This is a genomic window from Pseudarthrobacter sp. CC4 (genome assembly GCF_048957775.1).
GTDB lineage: Bacteria > Actinomycetota > Actinomycetes > Actinomycetales > Micrococcaceae > Arthrobacter.
Genome location: NZ_JARCCZ010000022.1, coordinates 79075 through 97010, shown reverse-complemented (window position 1 = coordinate 97010; position 17936 = coordinate 79075). Strand labels below are relative to the sequence as shown.

Annotated in this window: 15 protein-coding genes and 1 rRNA gene; 12 read left to right on the top strand and 4 right to left on the bottom strand. The window is 66.9% G+C overall.

Annotation, left to right across the window (positions count from 1 at the left end; all coding sequences use genetic code 11):
- The first annotated feature begins 176 nt into the window (after positions 1–176).
- The 11 genes from rrf (at position 177) to PV768_RS15795 (ending at position 11502) form a co-directional block, all read left to right on the top strand.
- Positions 177–293 (top strand): 5S ribosomal RNA (gene rrf / locus PV768_RS15845).
- A 401-nt stretch (positions 294–694) separates the two neighbouring features.
- Complete coding sequence (locus PV768_RS15840; RefSeq protein WP_421093482.1) at positions 695–2542, top strand: hypothetical protein; 1848 nt, start codon at positions 695–697, stop codon at positions 2540–2542.
- 3 nt (positions 2543–2545) lie between these two features.
- A complete protein-coding gene (locus PV768_RS15835; protein WP_157238547.1) occupies positions 2546–3535 on the top strand; it encodes an HAD-IIA family hydrolase in 990 nt (329 codons plus the stop codon).
- Between the two features lie 9 nt (positions 3536–3544).
- The gene (locus PV768_RS15830; RefSeq protein WP_421093481.1) at positions 3545–3826 is read left to right on the top strand and encodes a hypothetical protein; all 282 of its coding nucleotides are present in this window, start codon (positions 3545–3547) and stop codon (positions 3824–3826) included.
- The gene (locus tag PV768_RS15825; protein WP_421093480.1) at positions 3826–4641 is read left to right on the top strand and encodes a TlyA family RNA methyltransferase; all 816 of its coding nucleotides are present in this window, start codon (positions 3826–3828) and stop codon (positions 4639–4641) included. The genes PV768_RS15830 and PV768_RS15825 overlap by 1 nt, the downstream gene beginning before the upstream one ends.
- Before the next feature lie 13 nt (positions 4642–4654).
- Positions 4655–5680 (top strand): NAD kinase, encoded by a 1026-nt coding sequence (locus PV768_RS15820; protein ID WP_157238544.1) that lies wholly within the window; start codon positions 4655–4657, stop codon positions 5678–5680.
- A 4-nt stretch (positions 5681–5684) separates the two neighbouring features.
- On the top strand, positions 5685–7424 hold the full coding sequence (gene recN, locus PV768_RS15815) for a DNA repair protein RecN (RefSeq protein WP_421093479.1): 1740 nt from the start codon (positions 5685–5687) through the stop codon (positions 7422–7424).
- 114 nt (positions 7425–7538) lie between these two features.
- Positions 7539–9308: a CTP synthase gene (locus tag PV768_RS15810; protein WP_157242551.1), complete on the top strand. Its 1770-nt coding sequence runs from the start codon at positions 7539–7541 to the stop codon at positions 9306–9308.
- Positions 9309–9332: 24 nt separating this feature from the next.
- Positions 9333–9995 carry an NUDIX domain-containing protein gene (locus PV768_RS15805; protein WP_157238542.1) on the top strand — a complete coding sequence of 221 codons (663 nt, stop codon included), beginning with the start codon at positions 9333–9335 and terminating at the stop codon, positions 9993–9995.
- Positions 9995–11017 carry a site-specific tyrosine recombinase XerD gene (gene xerD, locus PV768_RS15800; RefSeq protein ID WP_157238541.1) on the top strand — a complete coding sequence of 341 codons (1023 nt, stop codon included), beginning with the start codon at positions 9995–9997 and terminating at the stop codon, positions 11015–11017. Before PV768_RS15805 ends, xerD begins: the two co-directional genes overlap by 1 nt.
- A 2-nt stretch (positions 11018–11019) precedes the next feature.
- Complete coding sequence (locus PV768_RS15795) at positions 11020–11502, top strand: 8-oxo-dGTP diphosphatase (RefSeq protein WP_157238540.1); 483 nt, start codon at positions 11020–11022, stop codon at positions 11500–11502.
- A 75-nt stretch (positions 11503–11577) separates the two neighbouring features.
- Here the strand turns inward: PV768_RS15795 and PV768_RS15790 are convergent, their stop codons facing one another.
- The 4 genes from PV768_RS15790 to PV768_RS15775 form a co-directional block, all read right to left on the bottom strand.
- Complete coding sequence (locus PV768_RS15790) at positions 11578–12717, bottom strand: bifunctional 2-methylcitrate synthase/citrate synthase (RefSeq protein WP_421093478.1); 1140 nt, start codon at positions 12715–12717, stop codon at positions 11578–11580.
- A 61-nt stretch (positions 12718–12778) separates the two neighbouring features.
- Complete coding sequence (prpB, locus tag PV768_RS15785; protein WP_157238538.1) at positions 12779–13684, bottom strand: methylisocitrate lyase; 906 nt, start codon at positions 13682–13684, stop codon at positions 12779–12781.
- The gene (locus tag PV768_RS15780) at positions 13684–15204 is read right to left on the bottom strand and encodes an MmgE/PrpD family protein (RefSeq protein WP_421093477.1); all 1521 of its coding nucleotides are present in this window, start codon (positions 15202–15204) and stop codon (positions 13684–13686) included. The genes prpB and PV768_RS15780 overlap by 1 nt, the downstream gene beginning before the upstream one ends.
- On the bottom strand, positions 15197–15856 hold the full coding sequence (locus PV768_RS15775; protein ID WP_421093476.1) for a GntR family transcriptional regulator: 660 nt from the start codon (positions 15854–15856) through the stop codon (positions 15197–15199). Before PV768_RS15775 ends, PV768_RS15780 begins: the two co-directional genes overlap by 8 nt.
- Before the next feature lie 174 nt (positions 15857–16030).
- On the opposite strand from PV768_RS15775, the gene PV768_RS15770 reads away from it, so the two are divergent.
- The gene (locus tag PV768_RS15770; protein ID WP_157238535.1) at positions 16031–17923 is read left to right on the top strand and encodes an AMP-binding protein; all 1893 of its coding nucleotides are present in this window, start codon (positions 16031–16033) and stop codon (positions 17921–17923) included.
- The last annotated feature ends 13 nt before the right edge of the window (positions 17924–17936 follow it).

The following is a 17936-nucleotide window of genomic DNA, read 5'->3' as shown; positions in this document are numbered from 1 at the left end:
TAAAAAGATAACAAGACTGCTTGCGTCCACTATGTGGTTCCCGAACAACAAACCATTTGTTGCAGGGAACACCAACTAAATAACAACACCACCCTGCCCTCACACGGGCAGGAAAGCATGTTGTAACCACAACACTTCCCACCCCCCGGGACACCCGGGCGGACGGGTAACAAGGTTACGGCGGTCATAGCGTGGGGGAAACGCCCGGTCCCATTCCGAACCCGGAAGCTAAGACCCACAGCGCCGATGGTACTGCACCCGGGAGGGTGTGGGAGAGTAGGTCACCGCCGGACAACCATTAGGTCGAGGCCCCAACCACCAGGTTGGGGCCTCCCGCATTTAACGCCCCCGGGGTTCCCTCTCTCACTTAACGCCCCCTCCCGGCGGACCCTCCCGCACTGCCCGGCCGGCCCGCCGTCGACCACCAGCGCCAAACTGCGAGAGCACCCCAGGAAACCCCACATCAACCGAGAGAGCATCGCCGAAAAACCCGCATCAACTGAGAGAGCGTGTGAATCTTGCCACGATGCCGGCGCCTGGGCTTTTACCGTACTGCCCGGTTGGGCGACTCCACTAGAATTGATGAAGATGTACGGACTTCGAAGCGCTTGATTTCGGGTTGCGTAGGAAACGAAACACGGATACGAGCGGCTGCAGTTGCGCCAGTGGTCGGCTCACAACAGGAGGAATCCACATGGCTGAGCACAACGGCGGCAACCGCGGCGGAAATGACCGCGGCGCCTTCCGCGGCAACAACAACTCAGGCGGCGATCCGCGTGGATTCCGTTCCCGCAGCAGCCGCGACAACAGCGATTCCGGCCCTGCCTCAGGCGGCGGTGAGCGTAAGCCGTTTGGGGACCGTGACAAGAAGCCTTTTGGTGACCGTCCGCGCCGTGACGGGGAAGGTGAGCGTAAGCCTTTCGGTGCTGGAGAGCGTAAGCCCTTCGGTTCGGGGGAGCGTAAGCCGTTTGGAGATCGTGACCGGAAGCCGTTCGGGGACCGTGACAAGAAGCCTTTTGGTGACCGTCCGCGCCGTGACGGCGAGGGTGAGCGTAAGCCTTTCGGTGCTGGAGAGCGTAAGCCGTTCGGAGACCGCGACCGCAAGCCTTACGGGGACCGTGAGAACCGGTCCTTTGGTGACCGTCCGCGCCGTGACGGCGAGGGTGAGCGTAAGCCCTTCGGTGCTGGTGACCGTAAGCCGTTCGGCGATCGTGACCGGAAGCCGTTTGGTGACCGTGACAAGAAGCCTTTTGGTGACCGTCCCCGCCGTGACGGCGAGGGCGACCGTCGCAGCTTCGGCGGGGGAGAGAACCGGAAGCCTTTCGGTGAACGGACCGAGCGGCCCGATCGGGGCGACCGCGCCGGCCGCGGCGACCGCCAGGACCGAGCACCCCGAAGTTTCGATCGGGGCTCCAGCCGGGAAGGTGCCGGACCCCGCAACTTTGGGCGGGACCGCCAGGAAGACCGTCCCGTCCGCGTGCCCAACGCCCGGGACCTCCGGAGCGCCAACCGCCCGGACCGGGAACGTTCTCCCGAAATCGACGAGGACGTCACTGGCAAGGAACTGGACCGCGCAACCCAGCACCAGATCAAGACCCTGGAAGCAAAAAGTGCTGAGTGGGTGGCCCGCCACCTGGTCATGGCCGGCAGGCTGATCGATGAAGAGCCGGAACTCGCGTTCCAGCACGCCCTGGCTGCCAGCCGGCGTGGGGGCCGGCTGGCAGCCGTCCGCGAGGCCGTCGGACTGACGGCGTACGCAGCCGGCCACTACGGCGAGGCCCTGCGCGAATTCCGCACCTACCGCCGCATCAGCGGCTCCAACGTCCACCTTCCGGTCATGGCCGACTGCGAACGAGGGTTGGGGCGCCCGGACCGTGCGCTGGACGTGGCCCGGTCCGAGGAAGCCCAGGACCTGGACGCTCCCGGCAAAGTCGAACTCGCTATCGTTGCCGCAGGTGCCCGGACCGACCTCGGACAGCTGGACGCTGCCGTAGCCGAACTGGAAATCCCGCAACTGGACATCAACCGGGCCTTCTCCTACAGCCCCCGGCTTTTCCGTGCCTACGCCGACGCCCTCGCCGGCGTAGGCCGCGAAGCTGAAGCCGAGAAATGGCGGAAGCAGGCCGTTGTGGCCGAGAACGCACTGGGCCAGGGCGTGGACGAGGAACCGGACATCATCGACCTCGGCTGGGATGAAGAAGAAGAGGCCAGGGAAGAAGCCGAACGCCGCCGCCTGCTGGAGCGCGCGTCCCAGGCATCGGAAACCGCCACAAGCGCCGTATCCTCTACCGATGCCGCCTCAGCCGCCGGTGCAGCTGGAGCCGACTTCGCTGCCGAGTCCGCTGAACAGCAGGACACCGCCATCGAGGACCAGGAGAGTGACTACTTCGCCTCAGACGACGCCGAGTCCGACGAGGACTCGGTGGAGCCGGACGAGCTGGAAACCTCCGGGGAGGCCGCAGATGGAGCCGAAGCCGGACGTGACGGCGAACCCGATCTGGAAGACCAGGCCGGGGACCAGCAGGACCGCCGGGAAGACTGACGCATGAGTGCCGTTCCCCTGATTTCCCTGTTCGACGCCCTCCTGGCAGATCTGGACGGCGTGGTCTATGCCGGACCGCACGCCATCCCCGGTGCGGTTGAGTCCCTGAAGCAGCTCTCCGGCCTTGGCGTGGGTCTGGGCTACGTGACCAACAACGCGTCCCGGTCACCGGCGCAGGTGGCTGCCCACCTCCGGGAACTCGGGGCGCCCGCCGAGGACCATCAGGTGGTCAGTTCCTCCCAGGCCGCTGCAGACCTGCTCGCCTCACTGCTGGCTCCGGGCTCCAGGGTACTCATCACCGGCAGTCCGGCGCTGGCCGCGGAGATCGAACTCGTGGGGCTCGTGCCGGTGTACGGCCAGGACGAGGACCCGGTGGCGGTGGTCCAGGGATTCAACCCCGAGATCGGGTGGAAGGACCTGGCCGAAGCCACTTACGTGGTGAACGCGGGCGCCCTGTGGGTGGCCACCAACACGGACATGTCCATACCGCAGGCCCGCGGCATCGCTCCGGGAAACGGCACGCTGGTGCAGGCCGTGGCAGCCGCAACGGGCCAAACCCCGCGCGTGGCCGGCAAGCCCGAAGCGCCGCTCTTCCACTCCGCCGCCAAGCGGCTTGGCGCGGAACGCCCCCTGGTGGTGGGAGACCGCCTGGACACCGACATCCTGGGCGGAAACAACGCAGGCTTCGCCACGGTGGCGGTACTGACCGGCGTCGACACCCGGCAAACCATCCTGGCTGCCCGTGCCGCAGAACGCCCGGACTACATCATCAGCTCCCTTGGGGACCTGCACCGGGTGTACCCTGAGGTCACGCACGACGACGGCACCTACGCCTGCGGCGAGGCCACGGCCCGGGTGGCCAACGGTGCGGTGGGCATCATCGGCAGCCAGGACAACCTGGATTCCTGGCGGGCCGCGTGTGCAGCCTGGTGGGCAGCCACCCCGGACGCCGCCGCACCCCAGGCGCCTGAACTCGTCTGGCTGGATCACTAGACTGGTGGAATGACTGAGCTGACCGAACCCCTCCCCGCAGCAGCCCAGCCTTCCCCGGACTGGCCTGGTACCGGCGGTGCAGGTGTCATGGACCCGGTAGTGGCGCAGGCCCTGGCACGGCTTGAAGCCTTGCCGCAGGTTCCGGTGGCGGAGCACGAGACCGTTTACAGCGAACTTCACGATGAACTGCTGGCCGCGCTGAACAGCGACCCCGCCAATAGCGACCCCGCCAATAGCGACCCCGCCAACAGTGAGCATGGAAGCACTGATCCGACGGACGGCGCCGCCTGATGCCGGTGCGCCTCGACCAGGCGTTGGTGGCCCGTGGCCTTGCCCGGTCACGCACCCACGCGGCCGCCCTGATCGCCGAGGGCAAGGTCAGTTCCGCCGGGCAGGTGCTCGCCAAGGCGTCCCTCCAGGTTGATGAGGGCCGGGACCTTGCCGTTCAGCATGATGAACAGGACGCCTACGCCAGCCGGGCAGGACACAAGCTGGCCGGTGCCCTTGACGCCTTCCCCGAGGTCTCGGCAGCGGGGAAAAGGTGCCTCGACGCCGGAGCCTCCACGGGCGGCTTCACGGACGTGCTGCTGAGGCGCGGTGCCGCGCACGTGGTGGCGGTCGACGTCGGGCATGGCCAGCTGGTGCCCCAGCTCAGGGAGGATCCCCGCGTGGAGGTCCACGAAGGACTCAACGTCCGCTACATGTCGCCCGCGGACATTGGCGGCCCCGCATCGCTTACCGTGGCTGACCTGTCCTTCATTTCCCTCACCCTGGTGGTGCAGCCGCTGGCTCTCTGCACCGAGCCCGGAGGGGACCTGGTCCTGATGGTGAAGCCGCAGTTTGAGATCGGAAAGGACCGGCTGGGACGGACCGGCGTGGTCACCTCCGAGCGGGAACGGCGGCTGGCGGTGGAGAAGGTGGCCAGGGCAGCGCTCGACGCCGGGCTCGACCTAAGGGGCCTCGCGCAGAGTCCGCTGCCGGGCCAGGACGGAAACGTTGAATACTTCCTGTGGATAAAACGCAGGATGAGCCAAGACTTGCCTAAGATCGAAGAGCGGGAGGCAGCGGCCGCTGCCTTGCTCGGACGAATCTGGCCGAACCACTAGAGAGCGGAACCTGATGAGCAGGCGTGTACTGGTCCTCGCCCATACCGGCCGCGAGGACTCACTGAAGGCCGCCTGGGAGGCGTGCGCCCTGCTGCATGCCTCGGGCATTGTGCCGGTCATGCAGGAGTCCGAACTCGGGGACATGGAGCGGTTCTTCGGACACCTGGCCCAGCCCGTGGAGATCCTCCACGACCACGTCCAGCTCCCGGACGTTGAACTGGTCATGGTCCTCGGGGGCGACGGCACTATCCTGCGCGCGGCCGAGCTTGTCCGTGAGGTGGACGTTCCGCTGCTTGGGGTGAACCTTGGCCATGTAGGCTTCCTCGCCGAAAGCGAGCGGGCGGACCTGGCCCAGACGGTGGAATGGATTGCCAGCCGTGAGTACACGGTGGAAGAGCGCATGACCATCGATGTCCAGGTCTGGGTGCGCGGCCAGAAGATCTGGCACACGTGGGCGCTGAATGAGGCCGCCATCGAGAAGGCCAACCGCGAACGCATGCTGGAGGTGGTCACCGAGGTGGATGAGCGTCCGCTGACGTCCTTCGGCTGCGACGGCATCGTGCTGGCCACGCCCACGGGTTCCACCGCGTACGGTTTCTCCGCCGGCGGCCCGGTGGTCTGGCCAGAGGTGGAGGCCCTGGTCATCGTCCCCATCAGCGCCCATGCCCTCTTCGCGAAACCCCTGGTGGTCTCGCCCCGCTCTCGGCTGGCGGTGGAAGTCCTGAACCGCACGGATGCCCTGGGCGTCCTGTGGTGTGACGGCAGGCGGTCAGTGGACCTGCCCCCGGGAGCCAGGGTGGAGGTCACGAAGTCCGCCACTCCGGTGCGGCTGGCGCGCACGCACCAGACGCCGTTTTCCGCGCGGCTGGTCCGGAAATTCCAGCTGCCCATTCACGGCTGGCGCGGCCCGGCCCCCAAGGCTGAGTCCGTTCACACCGGCCCCATCCCCATCATCCGGACGCCCCGCCCCATGCCCCCGCTCCAGGTACCGCAAGCGGGCCAGCCCGATGTCGAAACCGATCCGCCGACCGCAAAGTGAAGCCATGCTTGAAGAACTGAGAATCCGCGATCTGGGCGTCATCGCTGACGCAACGCTGCCGCTGGGGCCGGGCCTGAGCGTGGTGACCGGTGAGACGGGTGCGGGCAAGACCATGGTGGTCACCGCCGTCGGGCTCCTGCTGGGCGCCCGCTCCGACGCCGGGGCGGTGCGGAGCGGTGCCAAGAGTGCCACCGCCGAGGCAGTGCTCAAGCTCGACGCCGGCCATCCCGCCATAGCCAGGGCTTTGGAGGCGGGTGCCGAGACGGAGGAGTTCGACGGCGGCGCGGAGCTGATCCTTGCCCGTCGCCTTGGTTCCGACGGCCGCAGCCGTGCCTTCCTGGGCGGCAGGGCGGCGCCGGTGGGTGTCCTTGCCGAAATCGGCGAGACCCTGGTGGTGGTCCACGGCCAATCGGACCAGATCCGGCTCAAGGGAGCCGCCGCCCAGCGGGGCGCCCTGGACAAGTTCGCCGGTGAATCGCTGGCCGGTCCGCTGGCCGCCTACCAGGACCTCTACAACCACTGGAAGTCCAGCCAGGCGGAGCTGGACAGCCTCCGCACTGCCGCCCGCGACAGGCTGCGTGAGGCCGAGTCCTTGGAGACCGCCCTGGCTGAGATTGATGAGGTGGATCCGCAGCCGGGGGAGGACGAGCTGCTCAAGGCCGAGGCCGTAAAGCTCGCCAACGTGGAGGAGCTCCGCATCGCAGCGAGCACCGCCCACCAGGCGCTCATCGCCGAGGACTTCGGCGAAGCGGGGGACGCCACCACCCTGGTTGATGCCGCCAAGCGGACGCTGGAGCATGTGGCAGAGCACGACGCCGAGCTCGGCTCAGCGGCTGCGCGGCTGGCTGAGGTGGGCTTCCTGCTCAACGACATCGCCACGGAGCTGGCCAGCTACCAGGCCGGCCTGGACACGGAGGGGCCGGAACGGCTCGCGGAAATTGAGGACCGGCGGGCCGCCCTGGCCAAACTGGTCCGCAAATATGCACCGACCATTGACGAAGTGCTCGTCTGGGCGGAGAACGCCCGCGTCCGCTACGACGAACTGCAGGACGACTCAACCCGGATCGAAACCCTGGACGCCGAAGTGGTGAAGGCTGAGGCGGACCTGAAGAAGCAGGCCGCCGCAATCAGCAAGATCAGGGCCAAGGCCGCCAAGGACCTTTCGGCCCGGGTAAGCGCCGAGCTAAAGGCGCTGGCCATGGCCGATGCCACCCTCGTCATCACCATCGCCCCCGCCGGCCAGCTAACCCCATATGGTGCGGACGAGATCAGCTTCCTGTTGCAGCCCCACTCCGGTGCGACCGCCCGGCCGTTGGGCAAGGGCGCGTCCGGCGGTGAACTCTCGCGCGTCATGCTCGCCATTGAGGTGGTGCTGGCTGCCGTGGACCCCGTTCCCACTTTCGTCTTCGACGAGGTGGACGCCGGCGTGGGCGGACGTGCCGCCGTCGAGATCGGCCGCAGGCTGGCCATGCTGGCCCGCCACGTCCAGGTGCTGGTGGTCACGCACCTTCCGCAGGTGGCCGCCTTCGCGGACCAGCACATCACGGTCACCAAAACCTCCGTCCGGGGAGCCGACGGCAACACAGCCACGGGGTTCACCTCAAGTGATGTCCGCCTCCTTAACGGTTCCGAACGGGTCCGTGAACTGGCGCGCATGCTGGCCGGCCAGGAGGATTCGGAGTCGGCGCAGGCCCACGCCCAGGAACTGCTGGACGACGCGAAACTGCTGCCGCAGCGGGCCTGAAACCCGGCCTTGCCGGGGTGCCGGCCACCGGTCACCCCTTGCTCCCGGGGCGGCCGGACCGGCAGACTTGGGCATTTGGGAAGCACTCCCAGCGATCCGTGGAAGGCTCAAATGATGATAGGCTCGAATTCCGTGGTGCAGCGATCAAATTCCCGTGTAAATTCCCGGTTCCCGGGCTCGTCCAAGACGACCAAACACATCTTCGTAACCGGTGGTGTGGCGTCCTCGCTCGGTAAGGGACTGACGGCATCAAGCCTCGGTCACCTGTTGCGTGCGCGTGGCCTGTCTGTAACTATGCAGAAGCTGGATCCCTACCTGAACGTGGATCCGGGCACCATGAACCCCTTCCAGCACGGCGAAGTCTTCGTCACCGACGACGGCGCCGAAACGGACCTGGACATCGGACACTACGAGCGCTTCCTGGACGAAAACCTGGAAGGTTCGGCGAACGTAACCACGGGGCAGGTGTACTCCACGGTCATCGCCAAGGAACGCCGCGGCGAGTACCTCGGGGACACCGTCCAGGTCATCCCGCACATCACGGATGAGATCAAGCGCCGGATGCGCCTGCCCGCCGAGGGCAAGAACGCCCCGGACGTCATCATCACCGAAATCGGCGGCACGGTGGGGGACATCGAATCCCAGCCGTTCCTCGAATCGGCCCGCCAGGTGCGCCAGGACATCGGCCGCACCAACGTGTTCTTCCTCCACGTCTCGCTGGTCCCGTACATCGGGCCGTCCCAGGAGCTGAAGACCAAGCCCACCCAGCACTCCGTCGCAGCCCTGCGGTCCATCGGCATCCAGCCTGAGGCGATCGTTATCCGCTCGGACCGCGAGGTGCCCGACGCGATGCGGGAAAAGATCGGCCGGATGTGCGACGTCGACATCGACGCCGTGGTGAACGCCGCCGATGCCCCCAGCATCTACGACATCCCCAAGACCCTCCACACGCAGGGCCTGGACTCGTACATCGTGCGCGCCCTGGACCTGCCGTTCAAGGACGTGGACTGGACCAGCTGGGACAAGCTGCTCGAAGCCGTGCACAACCCCAAGCACGAGGTTGAGATCGCGCTGGTGGGCAAGTACATCGACCTGCCCGATGCCTACCTGTCAGTGACAGAGGCCCTGCGTGCCGGCGGCTTCGCCAACGACACCAAGGTCAAGATCCGCTGGGTCCCCTCGGACGAATGCGAAACCCGCGAGGGCGCTATCAAGGCGCTCGACGGCGTCGACGCCATTTGCGTTCCCGGCGGCTTCGGCATCCGCGGACTTGAAGGCAAGCTCGGCGCCCTGAAGTTCGCCCGCGAAACCAAGCTGCCCGTCCTGGGACTGTGCTTGGGCCTGCAGTGCATGGTGATCGAATACGCCCGCAACGTGGTGGGGCTGGAAGGTGCTTCCTCCAGCGAGTTCGAGCCTGATTCCAAGTACCCGGTCATCGCCACCATGGAAGAGCAGCTGGAGTTCGTCGAGGGTCGCGGCGACCTCGGCGGCACCATGCGCCTGGGCCTTTACGAAGCCAAGCTCGACGCCGGATCCGTCATCGCCGAAACCTACGGCAAGACCACCGTCAGCGAACGCCACCGCCACCGCTACGAGGTCAACAACAAGTACCGCGAGCAGATCGCGGCCGCGGGACTGGTCTTCTCCGGCACGTCACCGGACGGCAAGCTCGTGGAGTTCGTCGAACTGCCCGCTGACGTCCACCCGTACTACGTGGCCACCCAGGCGCACCCCGAGCTGAGCTCGCGCCCCACCCGGCCGCACCCGCTGTTCGCCGGCCTGGTGAAGGCCGCGCTGGACCACCAGCGGGGCTCCGACACGGCCGCCACCGTGGGGGTCGGCGCTGTCGAGGCCGAGCATTCCGGTACGGTAGCCGCTAAGTAGTTCCAACAGAAAAAGGACGGCGCGATGCCCGGCACACCTGAAAACACCCCTGCTGCAAAGCAGGTTTCGGATGCACCGAGCCCGCGCCGTCTTTTGTCTACCGAGAAGGTCTACGAGGGCCGGATCTGGGACGTGGTCAGCGACAGTTTCCAGCTGCAGGAGACCGGTGAGGCCCTGACCCGCGACTACATCGACCACCCCGGGGCAGTCGCGGTCCTGCCCATGAACGCCGACGGCGAAATCCTCCTCCTCAGGCAATACCGCCACCCGGTGGGCATGGACCTCTGGGAAATCCCGGCCGGCCTGCTGGATATCGAAGGGGAGGACTTCGTGGTCGGGGCCGCCCGCGAACTGGCCGAGGAAGCGGACCTTGCCGCGGGAACGTGGAACGTCCTGGCCGACTTCTTCAATTCCCCCGGGTCCTCCAGCGAGGCCATCAGGATCTACCTTGCCCGGGACCTCATCGACATACCCCACCACGAACGCCACGAGCGGACGGATGAGGAAGCCGAGATCGAGTTCCACTGGATCAGCCTGGACGACGCCGTGGCGTCGGTGCTGGCCGGCAGGCTCCACAACCCGTCCGCCGTCGTCGGAATCCTGGCAGCGGCCGCGGCCCGCGCCGGCGGGTATGAAGGCCTCCGTCCAGCGGATGCGCCGTGGCCGGCCCACCCCAGCCAGCGCTGATGGTCCCCACTTCCTCCGCCGGGCTGGCCCCCGCAGGGCCCGCCCCGGCAACGCCGGTCCAGGATTCCGTACCACCGCCTGCCCCGCCAACCGCCGTTGACCGCGGCATCACCGACTACCTCCAGCACATGGGTGTGGAGCGCGGACTCGCGGCCAACACCCTGGCTGCCTACCGGCGGGATCTTGCCCGCTACTCCCGTTACCTTTCCGCCGCCGGCTGCCGCCGCCCGGAGGAGGTCACCCGGCGCCACGTGACGGGATTCGTCCAGGCCCTTTCTGACGGTTCCGACGGCGGCACGGCCCTGGGAGTGCGGTCCGCGGCCAGGACCGTGGTGGCAGTGCGAGGGCTCCACAAGTTCTGGGCCCTGGAGGGGCATACCCCCTCCGACCCTGCCAGTGAGGTCCACCCGCCGATGCCCGGGAAACGGCTGCCCAAGGCCATCAGCGTCGACGAGGTGACCAGGATCCTTGAGGCGGCGGGAACGGACACGGCAACGGGGCTGCGCGACCGGGCCCTCCTTGAGTTCCTGTATTCCACCGGGGCGCGGATCAGTGAGGCCGTGGGCCTGGACGTTGACGACATTTCCTTGGCGGAGGCCGAATCGGGCCCGGCCATCGTGCGGCTCTTCGGCAAGGGGTCCAAGGAACGGCTGGTACCCCTCGGCTCGTACGGCGCCCGGGCACTGGACGCCTACCTGGTGCGCGGACGTCCCCTGCTGGCGGCCAAGGGAAAGGGCACGCCCGCACTGTTCCTGAACGCCCGCGGCGGCCGCATCAGCCGCCAGAGTGCCTGGACCATCCTCAAGGCAGCAGCCGAAAAGGCGAACATCACCAAGGACGTCTCCCCGCACACCCTCCGGCACTCCTTCGCCACCCACCTGCTCGAAGGCGGCGCCGACGTCCGCGTGGTCCAGGAACTCCTGGGCCATGCCTCGGTGACCACCACCCAGGTGTATACCCTTGTCACTGCCGATACCCTGCGGGAGATCTACGCTGCCGCGCACCCCCGGGCGCTGGGCTGAGCATGGCGGCCGCTGCAGTGGCACTGTGTTTCCTGCTCCAAGAGGTGGACGGCGTTTCCCAGGTCCTGCTGGGGCTGAAGAAGACCGGCTTCGGGCGCGGAAAGATTGTCGGCATCGGCGGGCACGTCGAAGTGGGGGAGACCGAAGCGGAAGCAGTGATCCGCGAGGTGCGGGAGGAAACCGACGTCGGGCTCCGGCACGAGGACCTTCGGGATGCCGGGGTGGTGCGCTTCGTGTTTCCTGCCAAGCCGGAGTGGGACATGGATACCCGTCTGTTCACTGCTGTCCGCTGGGAAGGCGAACCCACCGAAAGCACCGAGATCGCTCCCGCCTGGTTCGATACCGCCGCGCTGCCCGTTGACCGGATGTGGCAGGATGCGGACCACTGGCTGCCGGTGGTGCTGGAGGGAGGCAGCGTCAACATCGTGGTGACCATGGACAACGACAACGAGGCCGTCGCCTCCTCGGAAAGCCTGCTGCCTTAGGCCGTTAGACGCCGACGGCGGGCCGGGCACCGCAGCGCCCTCCCGCCGTCGTCGTGGTTTCCGCAGCAGCGGCGCCTACGGCAGGTGCCGCTCCTCGGGGCCGTTGTACTCGCTCAGCGGCCGGATCAGCGAGTTGGAGTCCAGCTGCTCCATGATGTGCGCCGTCCAGCCCGTGATGCGGCTGGCAACGAACAGGGGAGTGAACGTTGCGGTGTCGAAGCCCATCAGGTGGTAGGTGGGCCCTGCCGGGTAGTCGAGGTTGGGCTTGATGGCCTTGGCTTCGTCCATGGCGGTTTCAAGCCCCTGGTACAGGCCCAGGATCTCGGGCCGCCCGTAGTGGGCGATCATCTTATCCAGCGCAGCCTTCATGGTGGGCACCCTGGAGTCGCCGTGCTTGTACACGCGGTGGCCGAAGCCCATCACTTTCCTCTTCTGGGCGAGCGCATTCTCCATCCACGCCTTGGCCCGGGCTGCTGCCTCCTCAAGGGACTCCTCGGGCCGGATCCCGATCTCGTCGAAGGTATGCATGACGGCCTCGTTGGCTCCGCCGTGCAGTGGTCCCTTCAGCGCACCGATGGCTCCGGTGACCGCCGAGTGCAGGTCCGAGAGGGTGGACGTGATGACCCGTGCCGTGAACGTCGAGGCGTTAAAGCTGTGCTCGGCGTACAGGATCATGGAAACGTTGAAGGCCTCCACCACCTCCGGTACCTGCTCCTCGCCAAACGCCATCCAGAGGAAATTGGCCGAGTAGCCAAGGTCGTCGCGGGGCTCCACCACGGGCTGCCCGTGCCTGCGGCGCTGGTCGTACGCCACCACGGCCGGCATCGCGGCGAAGAGGTCCACCGCTTTGGCCATGTTGGCCTCCCGCGACGAGTCTTCCGCCAGCGGATGCCTGGCCCCCATCACCGACGCGGCTGTCCGGCAGACATCCATGGGATGCGAGCTGGTGGGCAGGGTATCGACCACCTGCTTGACCACCGGGTCCAGGGCGCGCCCGGCCCGCTCCCGGGCAGTGAATTCAGCTAGCTGGTCCTGGCTGGGCAGTTCCCCGTTCCAGAGCAGGTACGCAACTTCCTCGAAGCTGCACCGGGAGGCGAGCTCCTGGACCGGGTAGCCGCGGTACAGCAGTGAGTTGGTGTCCGGGTTGACCTTCGAAACGGATGTGTAATCCACTACGACGCCGGCGAGACCTTTTTTGATGTCCTGTTCAGCCATGCTGAAACTCCCTTGTTCCTGTCGCCTTTCGGATGCCGGCCGCGGCCGGCGGTGGTGGTTTTTAGTGCTTCCCGGGGACCTGGAAATTGAAGACCCCGGTGTCGAAGCGGTTGTAGGCCTCGTAGTCAACGAGGTCGTACAGCCGCGCACGGGTCAGCATGCTGCCCACCTGTGCCTCCTGTGTTCCCTCAGCCTTAATCGAGTCCAGCGTACGCTCAGCAGCGCCCATGGCACTACGGAGCAGGGTCACCGGATAAATCACCATGTTCACGCCCACCCCGGCGAGCTGGTCCACGGTGAAGAGTTCGCTCTTTCCGAACTCCGTCATGTTCGCCAGGATTGGCACGTCCACGGCGTCGCGGATGGCCTGGAACTCGTCCAGGGTGGCCATCGCTTCGGGGAAAATGGCGTCCGCACCGGCATCCACGAGGGCGCGGGCCCGGTCCTGGGCCGCTGCGAGTCCGTCGGTGGCGCGGATGTCGGTGCGGGCCATGATGAGGAAGTTCGGGTCGCGGCGTGCATCGGCCGCGGCGCGGATGCGCTTGGTGGCAGTCTCAAGGTCCACCACGTTCTTGCCGTCGAGGTGGCCGCAGCGCTTGGGGTTGAACTGGTCCTCGATGTGCAGCCCGGCCAGCCCGGCATTCTCGATTTCCTGGACGGTGCGGGCCACGTTCATGGGTTCACCGAAGCCGGTGTCCGCATCCACGATGGCGGGCAGGTCCGTCATGCGGGCGATCTGTCCGGCGCGGGTGGCGACTTCGGTGAGGGTGGTCAGGCCGATGTCCGGCAGGCCGAGGTCGTTGGCCAGCACGGCGCCGGAGATGTAGACGCCGGCGAAGCCCTTCTCCTCGATCAGCCGTGCCGAGAGCGGGTTGAAGGCGCCCGGGAACTGCTGGATGGTCCCGGAGGCCAGGAGTTCCCGGAACCGGATCCGCTTCTGCTCCGGAGTGGTCTTGGAGTACAGCATCAGAACAGGCCCTTCGGTGCCGCGCCCAGGTCGATGACCCCCGGCGCCGCAGTGATGTTCAGTTGGTCCAGTTCGCCGGCGGCGAGTTCCGGGAGGCGTTCGACGGCGGCGAGGAACCTTTCGATTTCCGCTTCCTCCACCAGTCCGGCGGCGAGGGTGCGGAACTTGTTGACGTACTGCTCCCGGCCGAAGGGGCGCGCGCCGAGCGGATGGGCGTCGGCCACGGCGATCTCGTCCGTGATGACTGTGCCGTCCGCCAGGATGATCTCCACGGAACCGCCGAAGGCCTTCTCGGCAATGTCCAGCGAATGGTAGCGCCGCGTCCACTCAGGATCTTCCTCGGTGCTCACCTTCTGCCACAGGTCCACCGTGTCCGGGCGTGCGGCGCGTTCGGGGGCGTAGGAGTCCACGTGGTGCCACGCGCCGTCCTGCAGTGCCACCGTGAAAATGTAGGGGATGGAGTGGTCCAGGGTTTCCCGGCTGGCCTTGGGATCGTACTTCTGCGGATCGTTGGCGCCGGAGCCGATCACATAGTGCGTGTGGTGGCTCGTTTTGATCAGCACGGACTTCACGTTCGCGGGGTCGGTAGCCTCGGGGTGCTCACGGTTCAGCTTCCGCGCGAGGTCGATCCAGGCCTGGGCCTGGTACTCGGCGGAATGTTCCTTGGTGTACGTGTCCAGGATCGCGCGCTTGGCCTCCCCGGCTTCCGGCAGCGGGACCATGTACGAGGCGTCCGGGCCGTCCAGCATCCAGGCGATCACCCCGTCCTCGCCTTCATAGATCGGCACGGGCGAGGTCTGGCCCCGCATGGCACGGTCCGCGGCCTCCACGGCCATCTTCCCTGCGAACGCCGGAGCGTGCGCCTTCCAGGTGGAGATTTCGCCCTTGCGCGACTGGCGGGTGGCGGTGGTGGTGTGCAGGGCCTGTCCCACGGACTGGAAGATGGTTTCGACGTCGAGCCCCAGCAGGGTGCCGATCCCGGCCGCGGCGGAGGGGCCGAGATGGGCCACGTGGTCGATCTTGTGCTTGTGCAGGCAGATGGCCTTGACCAGGTTCACCTGGATCTCGTACCCGGTGGCGATGCCCCTCACCAGGTCGTGTCCGCTGGCCCCGGTGTGCTGGGCAATGGCAAGGATCGGCGGGATGTTGTCGCCAGGGTGCGAATAGTCGGCCGCCAGGAAGGTGTCGTGGTAGTCCAGTTCGCGCACCGCCACCCCATTGGCCCATGCCGCCCATTCGGGGGAAACGCGCTCGCCGATACCGAAGACCTTGGCCCCCTGGCCCCCGGTGCTGGGACCATGCGCCAGCGCCTGGGCCCGGGCCGCCACGATGGGGCTGCGGTTCAAGGACGCGATGGCAACCGAGGCGTTGTCGATCACCCGGTTGATCACCATGTCTGTGACCTCGTCGGTGACCGGGACGGGATCGGTGGCTACCTTGGCGATCTTGTAGGCGAGCTGCTCCTCGCGGGGCAGGTTTTCCTCGCTCTTGTAAACGCGGACGTGGTGTTCCTTAACCATGGTGCTCCTTGTCGTGGGGCGTGTGCGTGTTTTTGACGTGTGAAAGGCTTCTGTGCAGGTGGAGCATGGTGGCTGCCTCGGCCAGCCGGGGGTTTCCGGCGGCGATGGCCTCGGCGATGGCCGCGTGCTCGGCGGCAGCGGCAGTGAGCCGGTGCGCGTCGTCGGCGGCAAGCCTGCGGACCCGGACCAGGTGCACACGCAGGCCGCGCATGGCCTGGGCCAGGTAGGAGTTGGAAGCAGCAGCATCGATGGCCGCATCGAGGCGCCCCGCGAGTTCGTAATAAGCGTGCCGGCCCGGGTCGCTGCCATCGATGAGGGCGGGCGCTTCGAGGAATTCCTTCTGCAACTGCACGAACACGGCAGAGTCGCCGCGTTCGGCTGCGAGCGCTGCTGCTTTGCACTCCAGGGTTTCGCGGAGCTCGAAAAGTTCGTCGATGTCGTCGAGTGAAACATCGGTGACGACGACGCCGCGGCTGCCGGCCGTCGTCGTCAGCCCTTCCGCCGTGAGACGGCTCAGCGCCTCCCGGAGGGGCGTGCGCGAGACGCCTAGGCGTTCCGACTGTTCCACCTCTGCCAGCACCGTGCCCGGCAGGAGGCGCCACTCGGTGATGTCATCGCGCAGCGCTTCGTAGGCCCTGTCGCTGGCGCGCATCGTTGCCTCCTTCGGTGGTTTGACCTTTCCAGTGTATACAGAACCCGGACAAAAACCAGCCCCTGGACGCAACTGTGGCAGAAATTCGCCACGCATGTATACATTGCTCTTGTTTTCCCTCCGACGGCCGGGCTAGCATGGCGTCATCACAATGTAGTGGACGGGATGCGCTTCATGGTTACCAACAGCTATCGGGACACGTACGAACACAGCCTCAGGGAGCCGGGGGAGTTTTGGCTCAGCGCGGCCGCAAGGGTCTCCTGGTCAACGCAGCCCCGGCGCGCCCTGGACTCCAGTAAAGCGCCGCTGTACGGCTGGTTTCCCGACGGTGTCCTCAATACCTCCTACAACGCCCTGGACCGCCATGTGGAGGCCGGCCGGGGGGACCAGGATGCCCTGATCTTCGATTCGGCCATGCTCGGCATCCAGCGCCGGTTCAGCTATGCGGAACTCACCGGCCTCGTGGCGCGCTTTGCCGGGGCCCTCCGCAACCGCGGCGTGGGCAAGGGCGACCGCGTGGTGATCTACATGCCGATGATTCCCGAGGCCGCCATTGCCATGCTTGCAACTGCACGGCTTGGGGCAGTGCATTCAGTGGTGTTTGGCGGATTCGCCCCAAAGGAGCTTGCGTCCCGCATTCGGGACGCCGCCCCCGCCCTCGTGGTCACTGCCTCGGGCGGAATCGAACCGTCGCGCCGCATTGAATACCTCCCCGCTGTCGCGGACGCCCTCGCCCTGGCCGGCGTGCCGGATCTCCCCGTTATTGTCACGGCACGGGAAGGTTTCGCCGCCACGGCAGCGGAGCACGGCTGGCTGGACTGGGATGCTGAAATGGCCGCCGCCGAACCGGCCGGGCCGGTGGATGTCGCTGCTACGGATCCGCTGTACATCCTGTACACCTCGGGTACTACCGGGACGCCCAAAGGCGTGGTCCGGGACAACGGCGGACACGCCGTCGCCCTCAGTTGGACGCTGGACAACATCTACGGCATCGGTCCGGGGGACGTCATGTGGACCGCCTCGGATGTCGGCTGGGTAGTGGGGCACTCCTATATCGTCTACGGCCCTCTACTGGCCGGCGCCACAACGGTCCTCTACGAGGGAAAACCGGTTGGAACCCCGGATGCCGGCGCTTTCTGGCGCGTGGTCCAGGACCACGGCGTCAACGTCCTGTTCACGGCGCCCACGGCACTGCGGGCCATCCGGAAGGCGGACCCGGAAGCAACCCTGCTGGGCGCCTACGACATTTCCAGCCTGCGTACCCTCTTCACGGCAGGGGAGCGGCTGGACACGGACACGTTCCACTGGGCCTCGCGGACGGTGCGTGTTCCCGTGGTGGACCACTGGTGGCAGACGGAGACGGGCTGGGCGATCTGCGCCAATCCCCGGGGACTGGAAGAGCTGCCGATCAAACCGGGTTCGCCCAGCGTTCCCATGCCGGGGTTCAAACTCCGCATCGTGGACGGACTCGGGGAGGACTTGGGGCCCGGAAGCGAAGGCAACATTGTGCTGGACCTGCCGCTGCCGCCCGGGACGCTGGCAACGCTCTGGGGCGACGACGAACGCTACATCTCCTCCTACCTGCAGGCTTTCGAAGGCTGCTACGCCACCGGGGACTCCGGCTACCGGGACGGGGACGGCTACGTGTTCGTCATGGGGCGGACCGACGACATCATCAACGTTGCGGGGCACAGGCTGTCCACGGGCGCCATGGAACAGGTCATTGGGCAGCACCCGGCCGTGGCCGAGTGCGCGGTGATCGGCCTGGCGGATCCGCTGAAGGGCCAGCGTCCCAGCGGCTATGTTGTGCTCAAGTCCGGGGTCGACGTGCCGCAGGACGTCCTGGAAAAGGACCTGGTGGCGCTGGTGCGCCGGGATATCGGGGCCGTGGCAGACTTCAAGCACGTGACTGTGGTGGATGCCCTGCCCAAGACCCGGTCAGGAAAGATCCTCCGCAAGACCATGCGCCAGATTGCCGACGGCGGGGAATACACGGTGCCGTCCACCATCGAGGACGCCGGGGTGATAGACCAGCTCATCGGGATCCTCCGCCCCACGGCAGGGTGAGATCCCGGCGCAG

Excerpts from the sequence above, each read along its gene's own strand:
- PV768_RS15840 (WP_421093482.1), top strand. The coding sequence starts at position 695 with ATGGCTGAGCACAACGGCGGCAACCGCGGCGGAAATGACCGCGGCGCC.
- PV768_RS15835 (WP_157238547.1), top strand. The coding sequence starts at position 2,546 with ATGAGTGCCGTTCCCCTGATTTCCCTGTTCGACGCCCTCCTGGCAGAT.
- PV768_RS15830 (WP_421093481.1), top strand. The coding sequence starts at position 3,545 with ATGACTGAGCTGACCGAACCCCTCCCCGCAGCAGCCCAGCCTTCCCCG.
- PV768_RS15825 (WP_421093480.1), top strand. The coding sequence starts at position 3,826 with ATGCCGGTGCGCCTCGACCAGGCGTTGGTGGCCCGTGGCCTTGCCCGG.
- PV768_RS15820 (WP_157238544.1), top strand. The coding sequence starts at position 4,655 with ATGAGCAGGCGTGTACTGGTCCTCGCCCATACCGGCCGCGAGGACTCA.
- recN (WP_421093479.1), top strand. The coding sequence starts at position 5,685 with ATGCTTGAAGAACTGAGAATCCGCGATCTGGGCGTCATCGCTGACGCA.
- PV768_RS15810 (WP_157242551.1), top strand. The coding sequence starts at position 7,539 with ATGATAGGCTCGAATTCCGTGGTGCAGCGATCAAATTCCCGTGTAAAT.
- PV768_RS15805 (WP_157238542.1), top strand. The coding sequence starts at position 9,333 with ATGCCCGGCACACCTGAAAACACCCCTGCTGCAAAGCAGGTTTCGGAT.
- xerD (WP_157238541.1), top strand. The coding sequence starts at position 9,995 with ATGGTCCCCACTTCCTCCGCCGGGCTGGCCCCCGCAGGGCCCGCCCCG.
- PV768_RS15795 (WP_157238540.1), top strand. The coding sequence starts at position 11,020 with ATGGCGGCCGCTGCAGTGGCACTGTGTTTCCTGCTCCAAGAGGTGGAC.
- PV768_RS15790 (WP_421093478.1), bottom strand. The coding sequence starts at position 12,717 with ATGGCTGAACAGGACATCAAAAAAGGTCTCGCCGGCGTCGTAGTGGAT.
- prpB (WP_157238538.1), bottom strand. The coding sequence starts at position 13,684 with ATGCTGTACTCCAAGACCACTCCGGAGCAGAAGCGGATCCGGTTCCGG.
- PV768_RS15780 (WP_421093477.1), bottom strand. The coding sequence starts at position 15,204 with ATGGTTAAGGAACACCACGTCCGCGTTTACAAGAGCGAGGAAAACCTG.
- PV768_RS15775 (WP_421093476.1), bottom strand. The coding sequence starts at position 15,856 with ATGCGCGCCAGCGACAGGGCCTACGAAGCGCTGCGCGATGACATCACC.
- PV768_RS15770 (WP_157238535.1), top strand. The coding sequence starts at position 16,031 with ATGGTTACCAACAGCTATCGGGACACGTACGAACACAGCCTCAGGGAG.